Source organism: Alcaligenes faecalis (assembly GCF_005311025.1).
Taxonomy (GTDB): domain Bacteria; phylum Pseudomonadota; class Gammaproteobacteria; order Burkholderiales; family Burkholderiaceae_B; genus Alcaligenes; species Alcaligenes phenolicus.
On record NZ_CP031747.1, the window covers coordinates 3,717,293 to 3,736,295 of the forward strand.

At 56.8% G+C, this 19,003-nt stretch carries 17 protein-coding genes and 2 tRNA genes; 10 read left to right on the top strand and 9 right to left on the bottom strand.

The window, feature by feature from the left end:
• Positions 1-25: 25 nt before the first annotated feature.
• From D0C27_RS17055 to D0C27_RS17065, 3 genes are all read left to right on the top strand, one after another.
• Positions 26-478, top strand: a complete 453-nt coding sequence (locus D0C27_RS17055; RefSeq protein WP_035269009.1) for a TM2 domain-containing protein — start codon at positions 26-28, stop codon at positions 476-478.
• Positions 479-984: 506 nt separating this feature from the next.
• Entirely contained in the window at positions 985-2,706 is a 1,722-nt protein-coding gene (locus D0C27_RS17060; RefSeq protein WP_205717080.1) for an arylsulfatase, read from the top strand.
• On the top strand, positions 2,693-3,802 hold the full coding sequence (locus tag D0C27_RS17065) for a formylglycine-generating enzyme family protein (RefSeq protein ID WP_115634900.1): 1,110 nt from the start codon (positions 2,693-2,695) through the stop codon (positions 3,800-3,802). The genes D0C27_RS17060 and D0C27_RS17065 overlap by 14 nt, the downstream gene beginning before the upstream one ends.
• 118 nt (positions 3,803-3,920) lie before the next feature.
• Here the strand turns inward: D0C27_RS17065 and D0C27_RS17070 are convergent, their stop codons facing one another.
• Positions 3,921-5,621 carry a SulP family inorganic anion transporter gene (locus D0C27_RS17070; protein ID WP_115634898.1) on the bottom strand — a complete coding sequence of 567 codons (1,701 nt, stop codon included), beginning with the start codon at positions 5,619-5,621 and terminating at the stop codon, positions 3,921-3,923.
• 353 nt (positions 5,622-5,974) lie between these two features.
• A complete protein-coding gene (locus D0C27_RS17075) occupies positions 5,975-8,296 on the bottom strand; it encodes a heavy metal translocating P-type ATPase (RefSeq protein ID WP_230940664.1) in 2,322 nt (773 codons plus the stop codon).
• A 78-nt stretch (positions 8,297-8,374) separates the two neighbouring features.
• Here D0C27_RS17075 and cadR point away from each other — a divergent pair, with 78 nt between their 5' ends.
• Positions 8,375-8,806 carry a Cd(II)/Pb(II)-responsive transcriptional regulator gene (gene cadR, locus D0C27_RS17080; protein WP_021446839.1) on the top strand — a complete coding sequence of 144 codons (432 nt, stop codon included), beginning with the start codon at positions 8,375-8,377 and terminating at the stop codon, positions 8,804-8,806.
• 18 nt (positions 8,807-8,824) lie between these two features.
• Here the strand turns inward: cadR and D0C27_RS17085 are convergent, their stop codons facing one another.
• Genes D0C27_RS17085 through D0C27_RS17095 form a run of 3 tightly spaced genes read right to left on the bottom strand, consistent with a single transcriptional unit; the run spans position 8,825 to position 9,990 of the window.
• Complete coding sequence (locus tag D0C27_RS17085; RefSeq protein WP_115634896.1) at positions 8,825-9,235, bottom strand: DUF6691 family protein; 411 nt, start codon at positions 9,233-9,235, stop codon at positions 8,825-8,827.
• Positions 9,236-9,245: 10 nt separating this feature from the next.
• On the bottom strand, positions 9,246-9,677 hold the full coding sequence (locus tag D0C27_RS17090; protein WP_371477493.1) for a YeeE/YedE family protein: 432 nt from the start codon (positions 9,675-9,677) through the stop codon (positions 9,246-9,248).
• Positions 9,664-9,990: an ArsR/SmtB family transcription factor gene (locus D0C27_RS17095; protein WP_009456065.1), complete on the bottom strand. Its 327-nt coding sequence runs from the start codon at positions 9,988-9,990 to the stop codon at positions 9,664-9,666. The genes D0C27_RS17090 and D0C27_RS17095 overlap by 14 nt, the downstream gene beginning before the upstream one ends.
• 74 nt (positions 9,991-10,064) lie before the next feature.
• Here D0C27_RS17095 and D0C27_RS17100 point away from each other — a divergent pair, with 74 nt between their 5' ends.
• Both D0C27_RS17100 and D0C27_RS17105 read left to right on the top strand, forming a co-directional pair.
• Positions 10,065-10,931 carry an MBL fold metallo-hydrolase gene (locus D0C27_RS17100; protein WP_137431368.1) on the top strand — a complete coding sequence of 289 codons (867 nt, stop codon included), beginning with the start codon at positions 10,065-10,067 and terminating at the stop codon, positions 10,929-10,931.
• 117 nt (positions 10,932-11,048) lie between these two features.
• Positions 11,049-11,429, top strand: a complete 381-nt coding sequence (locus D0C27_RS17105; protein WP_060186835.1) for a SirB2 family protein — start codon at positions 11,049-11,051, stop codon at positions 11,427-11,429.
• Positions 11,430-11,659: 230 nt separating this feature from the next.
• On the opposite strand, the gene D0C27_RS17110 is transcribed toward D0C27_RS17105, so the two are convergent.
• The gene (locus tag D0C27_RS17110; RefSeq protein WP_026484582.1) at positions 11,660-12,715 is read right to left on the bottom strand and encodes a YeiH family protein; all 1,056 of its coding nucleotides are present in this window, start codon (positions 12,713-12,715) and stop codon (positions 11,660-11,662) included.
• A 100-nt stretch (positions 12,716-12,815) separates the two neighbouring features.
• On the opposite strand from D0C27_RS17110, the gene D0C27_RS17115 reads away from it, so the two are divergent.
• Positions 12,816-13,721 (top strand): LysR family transcriptional regulator, encoded by a 906-nt coding sequence (locus D0C27_RS17115; protein WP_009456071.1) that lies wholly within the window; start codon positions 12,816-12,818, stop codon positions 13,719-13,721.
• Between the two features lie 122 nt (positions 13,722-13,843).
• Positions 13,844-15,067 (top strand): DUF3734 domain-containing protein, encoded by a 1,224-nt coding sequence (locus D0C27_RS17120; protein WP_137431369.1) that lies wholly within the window; start codon positions 13,844-13,846, stop codon positions 15,065-15,067.
• 18 nt (positions 15,068-15,085) lie between these two features.
• Here D0C27_RS17120 and D0C27_RS17125 read toward each other — a convergent pair whose 3' ends face one another.
• On the bottom strand, positions 15,086-16,006 hold the full coding sequence (locus D0C27_RS17125) for a DMT family transporter (protein WP_026484585.1): 921 nt from the start codon (positions 16,004-16,006) through the stop codon (positions 15,086-15,088).
• Positions 16,007-16,336: 330 nt separating this feature from the next.
• On the opposite strand from D0C27_RS17125, the gene D0C27_RS17130 reads away from it, so the two are divergent.
• Positions 16,337-16,412: transfer RNA gene (locus D0C27_RS17130), tRNA-Asn, on the top strand.
• 260 nt (positions 16,413-16,672) lie between these two features.
• Here D0C27_RS17130 and D0C27_RS17135 read toward each other — a convergent pair.
• The gene (locus D0C27_RS17135; RefSeq protein WP_035268974.1) at positions 16,673-17,815 is read right to left on the bottom strand and encodes a porin; all 1,143 of its coding nucleotides are present in this window, start codon (positions 17,813-17,815) and stop codon (positions 16,673-16,675) included.
• Positions 17,816-18,361: 546 nt separating this feature from the next.
• Here D0C27_RS17135 and D0C27_RS17140 point away from each other — a divergent pair.
• Positions 18,362-18,437: transfer RNA gene (locus D0C27_RS17140), tRNA-Asn, on the top strand.
• A 114-nt stretch (positions 18,438-18,551) separates the two neighbouring features.
• Here the strand turns inward: D0C27_RS17140 and D0C27_RS17145 are convergent.
• A complete protein-coding gene (locus tag D0C27_RS17145; RefSeq protein ID WP_035268971.1) occupies positions 18,552-18,998 on the bottom strand; it encodes an IrmA family protein in 447 nt (148 codons plus the stop codon).
• Positions 18,999-19,003: the final 5 nt, after the last annotated feature.

A 19,003-nucleotide genomic window follows, 5' to 3' on the forward strand; every position in this document is an offset into this window, starting at 1 on the left:
TTGCTGTTTTTTTGACGGAAACACCATGCTGCAAAAAATCATTCTGGGCATTGCCATCTTCCTGATCGTGATGTTGGGCCTGACCTTTGGCGAGGCCATTTTCCACTACATTTCCTCGTACCTGGGATTCCTGTTCCATGACTTCATCGAATTGATGCAGCAAGTTCAGCGCTACCTGACCGTACATTGGGGCAAGGCGCTGATCGCCTTGATCATTACCATCCCGCTGGTGATCTGGATTTCCAAGAACAAGAAAGACGAAATGTCCAAGCCCAACAGCCACCGCAAGATCGCGATTGTGCTGGCGATATTCCTGGGCTGGCTGGGCGTGCACCGCTTTTACCTGGGCCAGATCGGCATGGGCTTGTTATTCCTAGTGCTGTTTGCCATCTGGTCGCCGCTGGCCTATTTCCTGGCCTTGATCGACGCCTTGCGTTACGCCTTCATGGGCGACGACGAGTTCAAGCTGGCCCGTTAATTTCCAGACTGCTCACCAAAGCCCCACTTGCTGGGGCTTTTTTTATGGCTGCCCCCTTCACGCATGCCAGAAGCCTGGCTACGTCAAATAAACAGGCTCCACTCAGGGCGTTTTGTGGACTTATCAGGGAAAACCACAGCCCATGCCGCTTGCAAGCCTAGTTCCTTGATTTCCAATGCTTATATTAGCCACCATACCTTCCAGGTATGCAAGCAAACCTTTTTAGTCTTGGAAATCCCCAAGCGGCTTCGTGTTCAATCGAATTGGGGGAGACACGCCAAGCCTCTAAAAGACTGGCAGCGGCGGCTCAGATCAAAAGTGTGAGGCCATTGTTGCTGGCTCTGTCTACACATCCGTTACCCGATGGTTTTACGTATAAAAACCCATCAATACGCCCTATGGCACTCGCGTCCACGGCTTTATGTAGAGACACATCTCCGACTTGCATCGGAGGCCTGCAGACGACGAGGGTCACTACAAACATAACTAGATTGAGACACAAGAAAATGCGACGCACTAAAACTAGCTATTTACTGCGCAGCTTGCTGGGCCTGGCTTTGGCCGCCTGTACGCTAAGCAGTCACGCAGCCACAGAGAAACAACGCCCCAATATTTTGCTGATCGTGGCCGATGATCTGGGATATTCAGACATTGGCGCGTTTGGCGGGGAAATTTCCACCCCTAACCTGGATGCCCTGGTCAAAGACGGCGTAGCACTGACCGACTTTTACGCGTCCCCCTTCTGTTCCCCCACCCGCGCCATGCTGATGTCAGGCGCGGACAACCACCAGGTTGGCTTTGGTGGCATGGCCGAACTGATGACGCCCCAGCAGCGCGCCCTGCCCGGCTACGAAGGCTTTCTGAGCGACCAGGCCCTGCCCTTCCCCTTGGTCCTGCAAGACAATGGCTACCGCACCTATATGGCGGGCAAGTGGCATCTGGGCGTGAAAGAGGAAGTCGCCCCACCCAATCGCGGCTTTGACCAGTCCTACGCCTTGATGCACGGCGGCGCCAGCCACTTTGACCAAAGCGGCATCATCACCTTTGATGCCAATAAAGCACCGGTTGCCCTGTACCGCGAGAACGGCAAGGAAGTGCAACTGCCCAAAGACTTCTACTCCAGCGAGTTTTTTGCCTCGCGCCTGATGTCTTATATCGATGCGGACAAGCGCAAGGACCAGCCTTTCTTCGCCTACCTGGCCTTTACGGCTCCCCATTGGCCCTTGCACGCACCCGAGGAATACATACGCAAATATGAAGGCCGCTATGACGCAGGCTATGACGTGCTGCGTGAGGAGCGTCTGGAGCGCATGAAGAAGCTGGGTCTGGTGCCCCAGGATATGCAAGGCTATGTGGGCAATCCGGCCTGGCCACGCTGGAAAGAGCTGAGTCCTGAACAGCAACGTGTTGAAAGCAAACGTATGGCCGTCTACGCCGCGATGGTGGAAGCCATGGATGCACAGATTGGCCGTGTCATCGAGCACCTGAAGCAAACCGGCCAGTACGACAACACCGTTGTGATCTTCATGTCCGATAACGGTGCCGACGGCAATACCGTGCTGGATGAAGGTGAAACCCGCGCCTGGGCCCACAAGCATCGTGATAACAGCTATGAAAACACGGGCCGTCCCGGCTCCTTTGTGGAATACGGCCCAGGCTGGGCGCAAGTTGGCTCCACGCCCTTCAATCTGTACAAAGCCTTCATGTATGAAGGCGGTATCTCGGTACCTAGCATCATGCGCGTACCCGGTGGCAAGCGTCAGGGCGAATTTGTGCGCGCTCCGGCCCATGTAACCGACATCGCCCCCACCATTCTGGCCTTGGCCCAGATCGAACAGCCCAAGGGCGAGTACCGCGGCCGCCAGGTCATCCCCATGCAAGGCAACTCCATGGTCGATGTGCTGACCGGTCGCAGCGATCAGGTCCATGAAACCTTCCGCCAAGGCTGGGAGCTGAATGGCCGCCGCGCCATGCGCGTGGGTGACTGGAAAATCGTGTACGCCAATGCACCGTGGGGCAAAGACCGCTGGGAACTGTTCAATGTGGTCGAAGACCGCTCCGAGCTGAATGACCTGTCCGAAAAACATCCTGAAAAGCTGAAAGAGCTGATTGCCGAGTACGAGCAATATGCCAAGCGCAACGGGGTGGAGGATTTTGAAGGTCTGGCTTCGCGCCCTGGCTACAGCAACAGCCTGAACTACTACAAGGATCTGGATGAAGTCCTTTAAGCTCTCCCGAGCCAAGGCACTGCTGACGGTATGCGGGCTGCTGACAGCAGCCCCGCTGCCTGCAACGGCAGACGGCTCCGATACCCTCCCTCCTCCGGTTCCGGCCCACGATTGCCAAGCCTATAACGGCATACCAACAGGCTTCGGCCCGGCCAGGCAAGGAGCCGCCAATCAGGCTGGTTTGGTCACCATTCCGGGGGGGCGCTTTCTGATGGGGTCCGACGAAGGCTATCCGGAAGAAAAGCCGGTACATCCCGTGGAGGTCCAGGCTTTTCAGATAGACCAGCACGAAGTCACCAATGCCCAATTCGCACAATTTGTGGCGGCCACAGGCTATGTCACCCAGGCGGAACGGGTGCCGGAATTTCCGCCGCATGTTCAGGTTCCCGAGCAGTATCGTCAGCCCGGATCTGCCGTCTTCACACCACCAGCAGCAACGCATGATCACGATCACCACGAAGGACACAATCAGCACGCCCCTTCCGGCAATTACAACTGGTGGGTATGGGTGCCGGGTGCCAACTGGCGGCATCCCGGTGGTCCCGATACCAATCTGAACGGCCGTGACAATCATCCCGTCGTCCATATCGCCTACGAGGATGCGCTGGCTTACGCCCGCTGGTTGGGACGCGATCTGCCCACCGAAGAGCAATGGGAGTTTGCAGCGCGCGGCGGACTGGAAGGCGCTACCTACCCTTGGGGCAATACGCCTGAAGTGCGCGGCCGCTTGATGGCCAACACCTGGCAAGGTAATTTCCCCGCCCAGAACCTGCTGCGCGATGGCTACGAAGGCACCGCCCCCGTAGGCTGCTTCCCGGCCAATAACTATGGCCTGTGGGATTCGGTCGGCAATGTCTGGGAATGGACACGCAGTGCATGGCAGCCCCAGCATCGCCCCCTGGCGCCCAAACCCCTTCTCGTGGCAGCAACGGATGCCAACGGAAATCCGGCAACAGGCGTCATCAAGGGCGGCTCGTTTCTGTGTGCGGCGAACTTCTGCGTACGCTATCGCCCAGCTTCACGGCAACCCCAGGAAACCACCATGTCTACCCAGCATGTGGGCTTTCGTACGGTGCTTAATGAAATAAAAAACTAAGCTCAAAAGCCGGGCTCACCCTTGCCAAGCCCGGCACCAAACAACAATCCCCTCGCTTTTGACGAGAGGATTGTTCACTATCAAGTTCTTTCAGGGCAGACAAGCAAGGCATCAAGGCCTACGATGCCATTCCCGTTTCAGGCGTGGCCGTTTCTTTTTGCTTGACGGCCTGATGGTCCAGGGTCTCGCTGACGCTTTCCCACGCATTCTGCAAGCTATCAAAAACGCGATGCGCGTGAATCTGCTTGAACAGACCCATGCGAATCAGCTTGCGACCCACTTTCTCGTTCGCCTCGCACAGCGCCACCATGACATTGCGCTGTTCCAGCTCCGCCAAGGCAGTCTCCAAAGCCTGCATGGCCGTCGCATCCACAAAAGGCACGTAATTCAGGCGCAAGACCACGGCCCGAACCTGCTCCGGCACCGTCAGCAAGGAACGATTCACCGCTTCCACACTGGCAAAGAAGTATGGTCCTTCCAGAGTCAGCACCGAAATATCCTGGCGCAACTCCTGGCTGAAGGACAAATCCAGTGCCCGCTGTAAACGGCGGCCTTCCAAGGCCCGCACTTGCACCCCATCCGAGGTGCGTTTGAGCACATACAGCATGGCCAGAATCACCCCAATATTGACGGCCACGACCAGATCCGCAAATACCGTCAGGGCGAAAGTCACCCACAAAATGAACAAGTCAGCGGTAGGCATACGGCGCTGCAGGCGAACGACCAGCTTGGCCTGACTCATATTCCAGGCCACCATGAACAGAATGGCCGCCAACACCGTCAGCGGGATATAAGCCGCCAGCGGGGCCAGCAACAGCAGAACCAGCACCAGGAAAATGACATGCACCACGCCGGCAATGGGGCTGTCACCGCCATTACGGATATTGGTAGCGGTACGGGCAATGGCCCCGGTAGCCGCAATCCCGCCAAACAAGGGCGAGAGCACGTTGGCAATCCCTTGGCCCACCAATTCCTGATTGGAGTCGTGACGGGTCCCTGTCATGGAGTCGGCCACGACAGCGGACAGCAAGGACTCGATCGCACCCAGCATGGCAATTGCAAACGCAGGCCCGATCAGCTCCACCACGCGAGTCAGCGTAATTTCCGGCCATTGAAACGACGGCAAACCACTGGGCAAGGCACCGAAGCTGGAGCCGATAGTGGCCACCGACTCAAAACGGAAAATCGCCTGGATAAGCGTGATGACCACCAGGGCCACCAGCGGTCCGGGCAAACGCGCCAGACTTGGGATCTTGGGCACGACAATCAGAATCGCTAGAGACAAAATCCCCAGCAGTGTGGTTGCCCAATCCAGGGACGGCAGGTTCTGCAGCAAGAACCAGAGTTTCTCGTGAAAGTGCTGGCCCTCGACGACGGGAAGGCCAAAAAAGTCCCGCCATTGGCCCACCCAGATGATCACCCCGATACCGGCGGTAAAACCCACGATGACCGGATCGGGAATAAAGCGGATCACGGCTCCCAGGCGCAGCAGGCCCAGCAGCAGCAAGATCACCCCGGCCATCAGCGTGGCAATTTGCAGGCCCGCCACCCCATGTTGGGCCACCACCCCGGACAGAATGACAATGAAGGCCCCCGTCGGGCCGGCAATCTGCACCCGGCTGCCGCCAAATAAAGACACCGCCAAACCGGCAATAATGGCGGTATACAAACCCTGCTCGGGCTTGACCCCGGAGGCAATGGCGAAGGCCATGGCCAACGGCAAGGCCACCACCCCCACCACCAAACCAGCCAACAGGTTATTTAGCCAGTGTTTTCGCCCCAGGAGTCCGGCTCGACCCGCTTCCAGCAGTGCAATCATCGCGCGTCCTTGTCATGCCCAGCCTGCTCGACACAGATGAGAAACAAGCAGGGCCTCAACCCAAATGAAGCCTTAATGATACTACTGCGTGTCAAAAAAACTTCACGTTAGTGATGGGCTTATTTGATGCGGCATAAAAAAGGCCCCACGCTGCGCCTGCGGCTTGCGCTCCACCTCGCGGCCTGCATGCCGCTCGGATTCGCCAGGCACACAGCAGTCCGCAATGGACTACTGTGTGTCCAGGCTCATCCCCGAGGGGGCGCTTTTTACCGGGGGCGCCGAGCCTTGGGACGGCCCGGCGAAAAAAAACCCCACCTCTTTGAGGTGGGGCTCAGTGACAACGAACACGGAGTTCAAGGGTTGCGGGCGCGCAGCAAACGCAAACTGTTCAGCACCACCAGCAAGCTGGCACCCACGTCGGCAAACACGGCCATCCACATGGTGGCTTGTCCGGTCAGGGCCATCACCAGGAACACGGCCTTGATACCCAAAGCCAGGCTGATGTTCTGCCACAACACGGCATGCAAGGCTCGGGACTGACGCATCAGCAAGGCAATCTTGCCCAGATCATCGTCCATCAAGGCCACGTCAGCGGTCTCGATCGCAATGTCCGAACCCAAAGCTCCCATCGCGATACCCACATCGGCACGAGCCAGGGCGGGTGCATCATTGATGCCATCACCCACCATCGCCACCAAACCGTTACCCAGTTTTTCCTCGATACGGTCCAGCTTGTCCTGTGGCAGCAAACCACCTCGGAAATCCTTGATTCCGGCTTGCTGGGCGACATGACGCACGGCTTGCTCGTGGTCGCCCGAAAGCACTTCCACCTGAACACCCTGCGCTTGCAGATCGCGAATCGCCTGGCTGGTGGTGGGACGCAGCGTATCCATCATGGCGAACCAGGCCAGCAGACCGTGCTCGTCACCCAGATACACCATGGTGGCACCGCTCTCTACCGCTTGCTGCTCGGCCTGGCTGGACTCAGCCTTGTTCTGCCCCAGCACCCAGCTACGCTTGCCCAGACGCAATTGGCCAGTCGTGCCTTGTGCTTGCACACCATTACCCGCCAAAGCTTCGAATTGATCCAGGCGCACCAGACCCGATGCCACACGGCCACGGGCAATCGCTTGCGAGGCAGGATGATCCGAACGCTCGGCCAGAGCAACGGCCATGTCCAGCACTTCGCTATCCGACAGGCTTGGACGCAGGCTGCCATATTCGCTCAAGGAAGGCTCGCCCAAGGTCAGGGTGCCGGTCTTGTCCACGGCCAAGTACCGCAACTGACGAGCCCGCTCCAGATACACGCCACCTTTAATCAAAATACCGGCACGTGCGGCACTGGCCAGGGCACTGACTACGGCCACAGGCGTGGAAATCACCAGGGCGCAAGGGCAAGCAATCACCAGCAGAACCAGAGCACGGTACACGGACTCCGACCAGCTCACACCCCAGATCAAGGGCAAGGCCACAGCCATCAAGGCCGCTGCCACCACAACCAGCGGGGTGTAGATGCGGGAGAACTGGTCGACAAAGCGCTGAATCGGAGCCTTGTTGGCTTGGGCCTCCTGAACCGAACGTGTGATACGGGCCAGCAAGGTTTCATCATGCGCGGCCTGGACCTGATACACCAGTTCGCCCATGCCATTGATGGTGCCTGCAAAAACCTCGTCACCGGGCGCTTTGTCCACGGGGGCACTTTCACCCGTGATAGGAGCCTGGTTAACCGTGCTTAGCCCTTGCAGAACTTTGCCATCCAGGCCAAAACGCTCCCCAGGGGCCACACGCACTTGCCAGCCTGCCTGCACCTGATTGGCCGGTACACGCTGCCAATCCTTGCCATCGGCACTGACCAGCACTTCATCCGGAACCAGCTTGAGCAGGCTGTCCACCGCATTACGGGCGCGGTCCAGGGAACGAGCCTCAATCCACTCAGCCAGGCTGAACAAGGACATCACCATGGCGGCTTCAGGCCATTGGGCCAGTAGTACCGCGCCGGTAACGGCAATACTCATCAAGGCATTGATATTGAGTTGACCATTACGCAGCGCAATCCAGCCCTTCTTGTAGACCTGCACGCCGCCGGACAGAATCGCGGCCAGAGCCAGAACAATCACCAGCCACTCGGGGGCCGCCAGCCAGTGGCTGATCTCGGCGGCCAAAGCCAGCACCACAGCGCCGGCAATGCGAATCAGACCTTGCTTGGGCGATACCTGCTTCACAGGCTCTTCATCGGCCATGCGGGGTTCAAAGCCCAGGCCGCGCAACGCGCCCAGCACCTTGTCACGGGCACCATCCACGTGGTCTACGGTCAACACACGTTGCATCAGGTCAAAACCCAGGTTCTGCACCTGATCCAGCTTTTTCAGGCCGGAGCGAATCATGTTCTCTTCCGCCGGGCAGTCCATATCAGCAATATGCACGACCAGACGAGTGGAGGTACTGGCCGCCAAGGTCACCGATGGGCCAAATGCGGGTGCCGAGCAGCACGCCCCCTCGTGGGAGTGCGACGCTTGTTCTGCATGGCTGTGATCGTGATCATGGCTATGCTCGTGGCTGTGATCGCCCGCCGCATGGTCGTGATCATGACTATGGTCATGTACGTGCTCGGTCTGGCAGGCTGATGTTGTGCACTGCCCCACGCCGAGCTTTGATGTGTTGTTAGCTGATGTCATAGCAGTTCCTCGCTTCTTGCATGGGACCAGTAGAAAGCCTAAAGTAACTACAAGGTCAAGCCCTTTGGAGGCCAAGCAATGAAAATTGGTGAGTTGGCGGAAAAAAGCCACTGCAACACGGAAACCATCCGCTATTACGAGAAAGTTGGGCTGCTGCCCGAGCCGGAGCGCAGCGAGGGCAACTACCGCCTGTACCGCAGTATCCACCTGGAACGGCTACGTTTTATTCGCAACTGCCGCAGCCTGGATATGACGCACGAAGAAATTCGCGGCCTGCTGGCATTCATGGACGGCCCAGCGCAAGACTGCGCCCCGGTCAACGATTTGCTGGATGAACACATCGAGCATGTGGCCGTACGCATTGCCGAGCTGGAACACCTGCAAAAACAACTGATTGAACTGCGTCACCGCTGCGGACAGGCCGGTGGCCTGGAGCATTGCGGCATTTTGCAGGGATTGGTGAATATGGAGCCGGATCAAGTCCCGGCTCCCACTACCCATTTGGGCTAAGGCGGTGTGACGTGGTCCTTAGCCACGCACCCGCCCTGCCGCCCACATTCCGATCAGCATCGCGACCAGAAACAAAATAGCCAACGGTGCGCCCGACGCAGCCAGCACAATGGCCGGTCCAGGGCAGAAACCTGCCACACCCCAACCAGCGCCGAAAATCAAAGCACCCAACACCAAGGGACGGTCTATTTGACGCTGCTTGGGCAGATCCATGGGCTGGCCAGTCACAAAAGCACAAGGACGACGGCGTGCCAGACTGAACGGCACAATCGCCACCGCAATTGCCGCGGCCATTACCAAGGCCAAAGACGGGTCCCAGGCTCCGGCCAGATCCAGAAACGCCAGCACCTTGCTGGGGTTGGCCAAGCCGGAAATCAACAAACCCAAGCCAAAAATCAGGCCGGAAACTAAAGCGATGAAATAATGCATGGCGGGCCCCTTAGATCAGATGACGCAAGACAAACACGGTCAGAAAGCCGCTGGCCATAAACATCAGCGTTGCCACCAAAGAACGGGGCGACAAACGCGACAAACCACACACACCATGACCACTGGTGCACCCCGAACCCAAACGGGTTCCGAACCCCACCAGCAAACCGGCTACCACCACCCACATCCAGGGCTGCGGCTGCACGACAGGTACGGTTTCCCCGGCCAGGCGATACAGCCAGGGCGCCGCCGCCAGACCCAACAAGGCCATCCAGCGCCAGCCCTTGTCACCCGCCTCCCCGCTCCAGGTGCCCGACAGCAGGCCGGATATGCCAAACACCCGACCATTGAACAGCACCAGCACAGCGGCCGCCAAACCAATCAAAGCGCCGCCAAACAAGGCGCTCCACGGGGTAAAGGAACTCCAGTCAATTGCGATCATCAATGCCTCCTGGGGCACAAAAAATTCCATATAAAGTTTGCATGACAGCCAACACCGCCGGGTTTTCCAGGCGGTAATAGACGTACTTGCCCTCTTTGCGGCTGGCAATCAGCTCTTCGCGCCGCAAAACCGTCAATTGCTGGGATAAAGTAGGTTGTGAAATTCCACTGCGCTGCGCCAGCTCCCCCACATTGCATTCGCCCTGCACCAACGTGCACAGAATCATCAGGCGGTCGGGGTTGGCCAGGCTGCCCAGCAAGCTGCTGGCTCGGCCCGCTACCTGTCGCAGGGCTTCCAGTTCGGTTTGATTCATAACGTTCTACAAAAATACAATATATATTATTATATAATATCTTTTCATATTTTATAAGCAACAAGAGGTCTGACATGCTCCAAGCCCAGGTCGCCAGCTTCTTTCATACGGACACGTCCACGTTCACCTACGTGGTTTATGCCGAAGATCAACGCGAATGCGCCATCATTGACTCGGTGCTGGACTACGACGCCGCCTCCGGCCGCAGCAGCACCGTGTCTGCCCAGAAGGTCGTGGACTTTGTGCGCCAGCATCAGCTGGAGGTGCAATGGATTCTGGAAACCCATGCCCATGCCGACCACCTGTCCGCTGCGGTCTGGCTGCAAGAACAGGTGGGCGGGAAAATAGCCATTGGCGAACACATCAAGCAAGTGCAGTCCACGTTCAGCCGCATCTTTAATATAGAGGCCGAAATTCAGGCCAACGGCACACCCTTCGATACGCTGTTCAAGGATCAGGAACCGTTCCAGATCGGCGCCATTCAGGTGCAGGCTTTGCACGTGCCCGGTCATACACCGGCAGATATGGCCTATCACGTTCAAGGTCTGGGCGTATTTGTGGGCGACACCTTGTTCCTGCCCGATGTCGGTACCGCCCGTTGCGACTTTCCGGGCGGCAGCGCCAGCCAGCTTTATGAATCCATCCAGCGCCTGCTAGCCCTGCCCGCAGATACGGTCTTGTTCATGTGCCACGACTATCCGCCTGAAGGACGGGAGCCCCAGTTCCACTGCACGGTTCAGGAGCAGAAGGACGGCAACATCCACGTACACGACGGCATCAGCCAGGAACAGTTTTGCGAGCGCCGCCGCGCACGCGATAAAACCCTGGGCATGCCGCGCCTGATCCTGCCTTCCATTCAAGTCAATATCCGCGCCGGACACTTTCCCGAACCAGAAAGCAATGGTCAGGTCTATCTGAAACTGCCCGTCAATCAACTTTAAATACAACTGTTTTTTGCGTCCGAACAGACACTGGCTCGGACGTAGAAAAACTTTTAAGGCTCAGCCTGCGTATACTGCCCTTTTCTGCACCCTGAACTTCAGAAGGAAATAACAGGCATGACTTACGTGGCCATCAAACACTTGCACATGACAGCCGCCGGGCTGAGCATTTTGTTTTTCATTATTCGGGCCTTCTGGTCAGTCAGCGGATCATCCTGTTTGCAGAATCGCTTTGTGCGCATTGCCCCGCATGTCATCGATACCGTCTTGCTGGTCTGTGGTCTGGCGCTGGCCGGCATGTTGGGCGCAGCCGCCAACCAGCCCTGGCTGCTGACCAAGATTGTGCTGCTGGTGGTCTACATCGTGGTAGGCAGCTATGCCATCAAGCGCGGTAAAACCGCCTTTAGCCGCGGCGTGGCAGCCCTGATTGCGATTGCCATCTTTGCCTATATCGTAGGCGTGGCGCTGAATCGCAGCCCGGCGTCCTGGTTCGTCTAAACCAGTAGCCCACATACAAAAAAAGCCCCCACGCTACGCCTACGGCTTGCTGCCCCCCGAGGGGGAGCTTTTTGTCTTGGGACGGCCCGGCGACAAAAAAAGCCCCCACGCTACGCCTTCGGCTTGCTGCCCCCCGAGGGGGAGTTTTTGTCTCGGGACGGCCCGGCGACAAAAAAGCCCCTGTCAGTGAAAGTTATCTTCCACTGACAGGGGCTTTTTACATACCTGTCTTACCAGACACCTATCCAACGCTGTACCAGCAAACTGCTGACCGCCACCGCGATCCAGACTCCCAAGCCCAGCAAGGCAGGCCGCACGCCAGCTCGGGCCATCACACGCAAGTCCGAACACAAACCAATAGCAGCCAGGGCCAGCACCATCAGGAACTCAGCCAGAAAACGCAGCGGTTCCAGCCACTCCACCGGCACCCAACCCAGCGAGCGCAGAGCCGAGGCCACCATGAACCAGACGATGAACCAGGGAAACACACGCATCAAGTCAAAGTCCCGACCAGCCTGACGTGAGCGCCACACTTCCAGACCCGCCAGAATCAGGCAAATCGGGATGATCAAGGTTGCCCGAGTCAACTTGACGATAGTGGCGTGGTCACCCGCCTGACGGCTGTAGCTATAGCCTGCTGCCACTACCGAAGACGTATCGTTGATGGCAGTTCCCGCCCACACCCCAAAACCTGCGTCCGACATATTCATCATGTGACCGGCCAAGGGGAAAATCAGCACGGCCACAATATTGAAGATAAAGATGGTGGAAATCGCCAGTGCGGTTTCATGTTCCTCAGGCTTCAGAATAGGTGTGACCGCTGCAATGGCCGAGCCACCACAAATCGCTGTCCCCACCCCAATCAAGGTGCGCAGCTTGGAAGGAATCCCCAAGGCTCGGCCCAGCACCAGCGCCGTCACAAACGCCACCGTCAAGGTCACCAGGGTCACCGCCAGCGAATCCATACCGGTACGCATCACTTGCGGCAGGCTCAAACCAAAACCCAGACCAATAATCGACCACTGCAACAACACCTTGGACGAAAAGCGCAAACCGGGCTGAAACACCGTAGCCACGCCCATGCTGTTACGCAGTACCATGCCCAAGACAATCGCAAAAACCGGACCGCCAATCAAAGGCCACACTTTGCCCAGGCCCATAGCCGCAACACCTACGGCCACCGCCAGTAAAAAACCCCACCAACGCGACGGCTTCAGAGAGAAACCCGATTTGCCCTGTGCCTTCAGGGTCGTGCTTCCTGCTGGTAAATCGGTCACACTGCTCATCTCGTCATTCCAGATATGTAATAAGTAAAAGTAATTTTAGGTTGACCCCGAGTATTAAAAAATTCATTATTACTTATCGTAAGTATCAATTTTATTTATCATGAATGCGATCAGCATCAGACAACTGGAAGTGTTCGTAGGCATTGCCACCTTGGGCACCGTGCGTGCTTGCGCAGCCCAGATTCACTTGTCCCAACCCGCCGCCAGCATGGCCTTGGCCGAACTGGAAAAGCAGCTGGACTGTCCCCTGTTTGAACGCACGCCGGGGCGCATGCAACTGACCAGCCGCGGCAAGCAATTGCTGCCGCACGCTCGCGAAATTCTGGAGCGCCTGCGGGAGATGCAAAGCCAGCAGGAAGAAAGCGAGTTGCGTGGTGAAATCCGCATCGGGGCCAGCAATACCGTCGGCAACTATCTGATTGGGGATCTGGTGGGGCAGTTTGTGCGCCAGCACCCGCGCGTGTCCCTGCATGTGTCCGTGGACAACACGGCCAACATCATCAATCAATTGCTGGAACATGGCTGCGACATTGCCTGCGTGGAAGGCCCGGTCAATCACCCTCAGTTGGAAACCTGGATCTGGCGCGAAGATGCGCTGGTCGTCTGCGCCGCCCCCGATCACCCGCTGGCTACCAAGGCCACCTTGGAAAAACAGGACTTTGCGGGCATGAGCTGGATCATGCGCGAACGTGGCTCGGCCTCCCGAGCGCTGACCGAACAAGCCTTGAATGTGCTGCCCGGCGGCCATGTGCTGATGGAGCTGGGTCAGGTAGAAGCCATCAAACAGGCGGTCATCGCCGGACTGGGCCTGGCTTGCCTGCCACAGGCAGCTACCCTGGATGCTGTTGCCAATCAGCGACTACGCATCCTGGACACCCCTTTTCTGGATTTGAAGCGCCGCCTGTCCCTGGTCCTGCATAAAGAACGCTACCGTAGCCAGGTGTTAAGCGCTTTTGCGGAACATGTACACAGCCCGGAGTCCGGTTCAAACGCATCGGAAACTTGACGCAAGTTTGCATTCTGATGATGGTTGACACCCGCAGCAATGCTATTCTTGCTGCAGCGCAGCACAAACAGAAGGGACCATAAGTCCCGCTCTCCTGCCCACCTCTTGAACCGAGTGATGCCATGAACACTGTTCCTACGCCACAAGCGCAAGATGTCCCCGCTTTTGCCCGCCCCTCTTATTTGCCACCCTACGAAACGGTAGCCCTGGTATTGCAAGGCGGCGGCGCTTTGGGAGCCTATCAAGCCGGTGTATATGAAGGTTTGCTGGAAGCAGGAATCGAGCCAGACTGTTTATCCGGGATTTCAATTGGGGCCTTGAACACCGCGATTATTGCGGGCAATCCCCCCGAGCGGCAGGTAGAACGCCTGCGGGAGTTCTGGAATACCATTTGCGAGCCCTACTATGGCTGGTCCAGCCCAGCCTGCCTGGAGCGTGCCCTCTTTGGTATCAACGATGTCATGCGTGAGGCCATCAGCGCCTTCAATGCCAGCAACGCCCTGGTCTTGGGACAGCGTGGCTTTTTCCGCCCCCGTTTCCCCCCTCCAATGCAAGCCACACCGGGCGTGCCCGAAGGTGCCAGCTATTACGACACCAGCGCCCTGAAAGACACGCTGGAACGTTTATGTGACTTTGATCGCATCAACGACAAGCGTCAGCGCATCTCGGTAGGTGCGGTCAATGTAGGCACGGGCAACTTTGTTTACTTTGACAACCATCGCATCACCTTGCGAGCCGAACACTTCATGGCCTCGGGTGCCCTGCCTCCGGCTTTCGCCCCCGTGGAAATTGATGGTCAGTATTACTGGGACGGCGGTCTGGTTTCCAATACGCCGCTCTCTTATGTGCTGGATCAGTCACCCCGCCGAGACACCCTGGTGTTTCAAGTGGATTTGTGGAGTGCGCGTGGCCCGGTACCCAACAATATGGGTGAAGTCAGCGACCGCTTGAACGAGATCCGCTACTCCAGCCGTACCCGTATGGTGACCGAGGACATGCGTCATTCGCAGTACATGCGTCATATCCTGTCAGAGCTGCTCACCCTGATCCCCGAAGATCAACGCAAAGACCTGTTGCCGTGCCGCCTGGCCGAAGAGCTGGCCAGCAACAAGCGCTACAACGTGGTGCACCTGATTTACCGCAACCAGCCCTACGAGCAGCACTACAAGGACTATCAGTTTGGTCGCATGACCATGCGCGAGCACTGGCGTAGCGGTCTGGATGATATTCGCCAGACGCTGATCCATCGAGACAAGCTGAACATGCCGGAGAACTTGGCCGGCTTCACCACCTACGACGTGCACCGCGACGAAATCGAAAAACGGCTGGCCAGCAACGGCAAGTAAGCCAGCCTGTGCCGGGACTTAGCGGCGGCTCAAGACCATCGCGCCGCTAAGTACAAAGGCCGTACCCAGCAATTGCATGAGCGTAATCGGTTCCCCCAGAAACCAGTTCGCCAGAAACAGAACCGAAACTGGGCCGATCAGCCCCATTTGAGCACTCATGGGTGCGCCTATGCGCTCCACCGCCCACATTGTCATAAAGGTCGGCAAAACCGTATTGCAGACGGCGTGAATCATGGACAGGCCATAGACCGGCGCAGGCTGCACCAGCCCCTGCCAGCCCAGCACGGCAAAAAAGTGAATCAGGGTGTAGACCGCCGAGAAGGACATGGCATACGCCACCAGCCGTGTAGAACCAATGGCCTTGAGCAGCTCGCCCGAACCAATCAGGTAGATGGCATAGGAAATGGCCGAACCCAACACGCAAAGCGCACCCAGCAGCACATCATCGCCGGTCAGGCTCAAGTCCTGCACAAAGACCAGCCCTACCCCTAAATAGGCCAGCGCCAAAGCCAGCCATTGTTTGGGCAGAATGCGTCGTTTCAGAAAGATGGCGGAGAACATCAGCACAAAGGTAGGCGACAAAAACAGAATCAGCCGCTCCAGCCCTGCCGAAATATATTCAAGGCCGATAAAGTCCAGCAAACTGGCCAGGTAATAGCCCAGAAAGCCCAGCACCACCAGCTCCAGCTTCTGACGACCAGTCAGTGCGGCCAGCTTGCCCTGCCGTACTTTCTTCACTTGCCAAAGGGCAATAGCCAGAAAGAAAGGCAGCGACAAGAGCATTCGAAAGCCAATAACGGTCAGGGCGTTGACATCGTATTGGTAGGTCAGCTTGGCAACCACCGCTTTGGCGGAAAAAAGAATAGAGCCGCCCCCCGACAGGGCCAGTCCAATTAAAAAGGAACTGCGCTGCGCACTGGAGCTTTGACTAGCTTGCATGGGAATTCATCACTTTGCAGGGCGACACCGTCAGCACAAGAGCTGCTGGCCCCAGCGAAAAAAAGAGTCAACAAGCCGTCGATTCTACTCTTTGCTTCTGGCAGCGGCCACGTTGACCCTGCCACTATTGCAGCCAATGGCCCACTAGAGTGCACGAGTCTCCAAAACCGAATATCGCGAATGACACGATGTCGAGCCAACTCCCCAATAAAGACAAGGACTTAGCCTGCCCGCCCGTGAAAACAGCACCAACATGCCAAAACTTTTGTGCTGCCCCTCCATGAAAACTTGCACATTTCGCAAAATACATGCTATATTCTTTTTCTCTGGTCCCCGATAGCTCAGTCGGTAGAGCGACGGACTGTTAATCCGCAGGTCCCAGGTTCGAGCCCTGGTCGGGGAGCCAAGAAAACCATTGAAATCAGCCCATAGCATTTGCTTTGGGCTGATTTTTTTTGTCCCTGCAAAACGCGTCTATCCCATCACGAAGCAACGGCGCCATTAACATTTGGACAAACAAAATCCTTCAGCCAAAAAGACAGCGGGACTGCATGTTGATGCAGCCCCGCTGTGGCTCTTTTCCCCTGACCTAGCCCCTGCCCGGGACGATGCCGCCGCTGCTAACGCACTACGTCGACCCGGAGCTGGCAGAATCAGTCAGAAAGATCAGAAACGGTGCGTGATACCGACCGTGGCAACCGTGCTCTTCAGATCGCTGTAGTAGCCGATGTTGCGAGCGTACGAGCCAATCGCGTACAGATTGGTGCGCTTGGACAGGTTGTGCAGGTAGCCAGCGCTAAATACGTGCTGGGTCTTGGCATCATCAGTACTGCGTGGAGTCGAGCGTGGATCAGCCATGGTCCAGGAAGCCAGAACCGAGCCGGCCTTGCCTGCAGGAACAGTCACGCCCAGCGCGTAGGAGTTAACCTTCAGGTCTTTGTGCAGTCCGGGACCAAACTGTTCGGTTTGCAGCGAGCCACCGATGTAACCATTACGGCTTTGGCCAAAAGCAGCGTGCAAGGTAGCAAAGCTGAATTTGTAGCTGGCAGCCAGGTTCCAGGCGCTGACATTGCCGCTTTCAGCCGCAACCAGGTTGCCGCCTTGCTCACGAGCCGAACCATAACGGGCCTGGTCAAAGCTCAAGGCCGCTTTCAAAGGACCATTGGTGTAACGCATGGCCACGCTAAAGGCTTTCACGTTAGCGTCATCGCTGTTGATGGCATTGCCAGTCAAACCGCTACGATCCCACTTTTGTGCACCGTTGGTGTTGAAAGAATAGCCAGCACCGAACTGGAAGCCGGAGAACTCGGGGCTCTGGTAGGCGACCATATTGTCGTAACGAACCGTGTTGGCCGCATCAAATGCAGCACCCACGCCGTACTGGTAGCCGTTGCCACCAAAGGGACTGGCTACACCGGCAACGTACAGGGAAGTCACAGTGGTTTGACGACCCAGATCCACACGACCCCAGGATTCGCCGCTCAGGCCCAAGGTGGCTTGACGACCAAACAAGCGGTTCTGGCGCATATTGCCATCGCTCAGATCAAAGCCGCTCTCCAGCATGAAGTTGGCTTTCAGACCGCCACCCAGATCTTCACTGCCCATCAGGCCCCAGCGGTTACCCATCCAGCCCTGATCGTACAGACCAAAACGACTTTGTTTTTCTGCGCCGCCTTTCAGGTCGCTCCCTTTCCACTGCTCGTAGCCCAGGCCTGTATCCACCACGCCGTACAAGGTCACGTTCGATGCGGCGTATGCGGGAACCGCCAACACAGGCATCAACATGGCTGCCAAGATAGTTTTTTTCATGTTCTCTGTTCTCTGTAAACGTCTGAATGCCGGATTTCTTATCGTTGTCCGGCTCTTGATCAAGTGCTGGGTCCCACCGCCTGAAAAGCTGATTTCCCGACGTCAATCCCCTGCACCCCCTCCTATTTCTTGAAGCAAAACTGCTCAACAGATCAGCCCTGAGACAGGGATGAAAGGGGCTTGATAGTTGAGACACATATACTGCAAGCATTTATATTTCAGACATAAACAATATTGGTGTCAATAAACCGAATCCAGCGTGTTTACTGGGTTTCATACGCATTTTCCCTAGTTTTTCACCTACAGAGAATTCAGCAAAAAATGGGCTAAACGGTCGCAAAGCCAATAAACAAAAGGCTTGCAACCATTTGCTACAAAACGGGCTCATGAGCCTTATTGACCAGACGGTATGTTCCCAATGAAAAAATCAGGATTTACGCCTATTGCCAAGGCCATATCCGGTTTTGCGTATATGAAAATACATTTCTCAAAAAATACCTCTTTACAATCTCGGTAGCCCTACCCTATAATCATTTTCTTTGCTGGTCCCCGATAGCTCAGTCGGTAGAGCGACGGACTGTTAATCCGCAGGTCCCAGGTTCGAGCCCTGGTCGGGGAGCCAAAAATACAAAAGCCCAGCTACGCAAGTAGCTGGGCTTTTCTACGTCTGGCCTCATGAAAAAAGCCTCTTGATTGCTCAAGAGGCCTTGTCTGCAAGATCACTATCCAGAATCGCTTACTTGGCTCCTGCGGGTGTAATGCTGATCTCATACGGCACGAAGTTCTCCACTTCCAGCAGATCCTTGGCCAACAAATCAACACGCTCGCCATTCATCACTGCAGTCGCCCCCGTCACCACCACCCGCAAATTCTGATCGCAAGCGATTTCGTTATACCAATAACCAGTGGCATAGCGATCGGCACTGGAACTTCCAAAATCGTCCACCTCGATCACATCCTCGGCCACCAGCTTATTGTTCTTCTTGCTTAGCACCTGAATATGAACCCTCAGCTGCTGCACCGGCTCCATTTGGGAATCAAAAGTAAAGTTCGCAGCGCACATTCCCTGATTCGCAAAGACCGTATCGGAATGCCACATCTGCACCGCCTGTGCCTGGCCAGCCATCAAACTACCCAGCAGCATGGCCCCTGCAGCCAGCTTCACACTTTTACGAAAATCCACATTGC

Bases quoted from the DNA above. Each gene is read 5' to 3' on its own strand.
- D0C27_RS17055 (WP_035269009.1), top strand. From the start codon at position 26: ATGCTGCAAAAAATCATTCTGGGCATTGCCATCTTCCTGATCGTGATG.
- D0C27_RS17060 (WP_205717080.1), top strand. From the start codon at position 985: ATGCGACGCACTAAAACTAGCTATTTACTGCGCAGCTTGCTGGGCCTG.
- D0C27_RS17065 (WP_115634900.1), top strand. From the start codon at position 2,693: ATGAAGTCCTTTAAGCTCTCCCGAGCCAAGGCACTGCTGACGGTATGC.
- D0C27_RS17070 (WP_115634898.1), bottom strand. From the start codon at position 5,621: ATGATTGCACTGCTGGAAGCGGGTCGAGCCGGACTCCTGGGGCGAAAA.
- D0C27_RS17075 (WP_230940664.1), bottom strand. From the start codon at position 8,296: ATGACATCAGCTAACAACACATCAAAGCTCGGCGTGGGGCAGTGCACA.
- cadR (WP_021446839.1), top strand. From the start codon at position 8,375: ATGAAAATTGGTGAGTTGGCGGAAAAAAGCCACTGCAACACGGAAACC.
- D0C27_RS17085 (WP_115634896.1), bottom strand. From the start codon at position 9,235: ATGCATTATTTCATCGCTTTAGTTTCCGGCCTGATTTTTGGCTTGGGT.
- D0C27_RS17090 (WP_371477493.1), bottom strand. From the start codon at position 9,677: ATGATCGCAATTGACTGGAGTTCCTTTACCCCGTGGAGCGCCTTGTTT.
- D0C27_RS17095 (WP_009456065.1), bottom strand. From the start codon at position 9,990: ATGAATCAAACCGAACTGGAAGCCCTGCGACAGGTAGCGGGCCGAGCC.
- D0C27_RS17100 (WP_137431368.1), top strand. From the start codon at position 10,065: ATGCTCCAAGCCCAGGTCGCCAGCTTCTTTCATACGGACACGTCCACG.
- D0C27_RS17105 (WP_060186835.1), top strand. From the start codon at position 11,049: ATGACTTACGTGGCCATCAAACACTTGCACATGACAGCCGCCGGGCTG.
- D0C27_RS17110 (WP_026484582.1), bottom strand. From the start codon at position 12,715: ATGAGCAGTGTGACCGATTTACCAGCAGGAAGCACGACCCTGAAGGCA.
- D0C27_RS17115 (WP_009456071.1), top strand. From the start codon at position 12,816: ATGAATGCGATCAGCATCAGACAACTGGAAGTGTTCGTAGGCATTGCC.
- D0C27_RS17120 (WP_137431369.1), top strand. From the start codon at position 13,844: ATGAACACTGTTCCTACGCCACAAGCGCAAGATGTCCCCGCTTTTGCC.
- D0C27_RS17125 (WP_026484585.1), bottom strand. From the start codon at position 16,006: ATGCAAGCTAGTCAAAGCTCCAGTGCGCAGCGCAGTTCCTTTTTAATT.
- D0C27_RS17135 (WP_035268974.1), bottom strand. From the start codon at position 17,815: ATGAAAAAAACTATCTTGGCAGCCATGTTGATGCCTGTGTTGGCGGTT.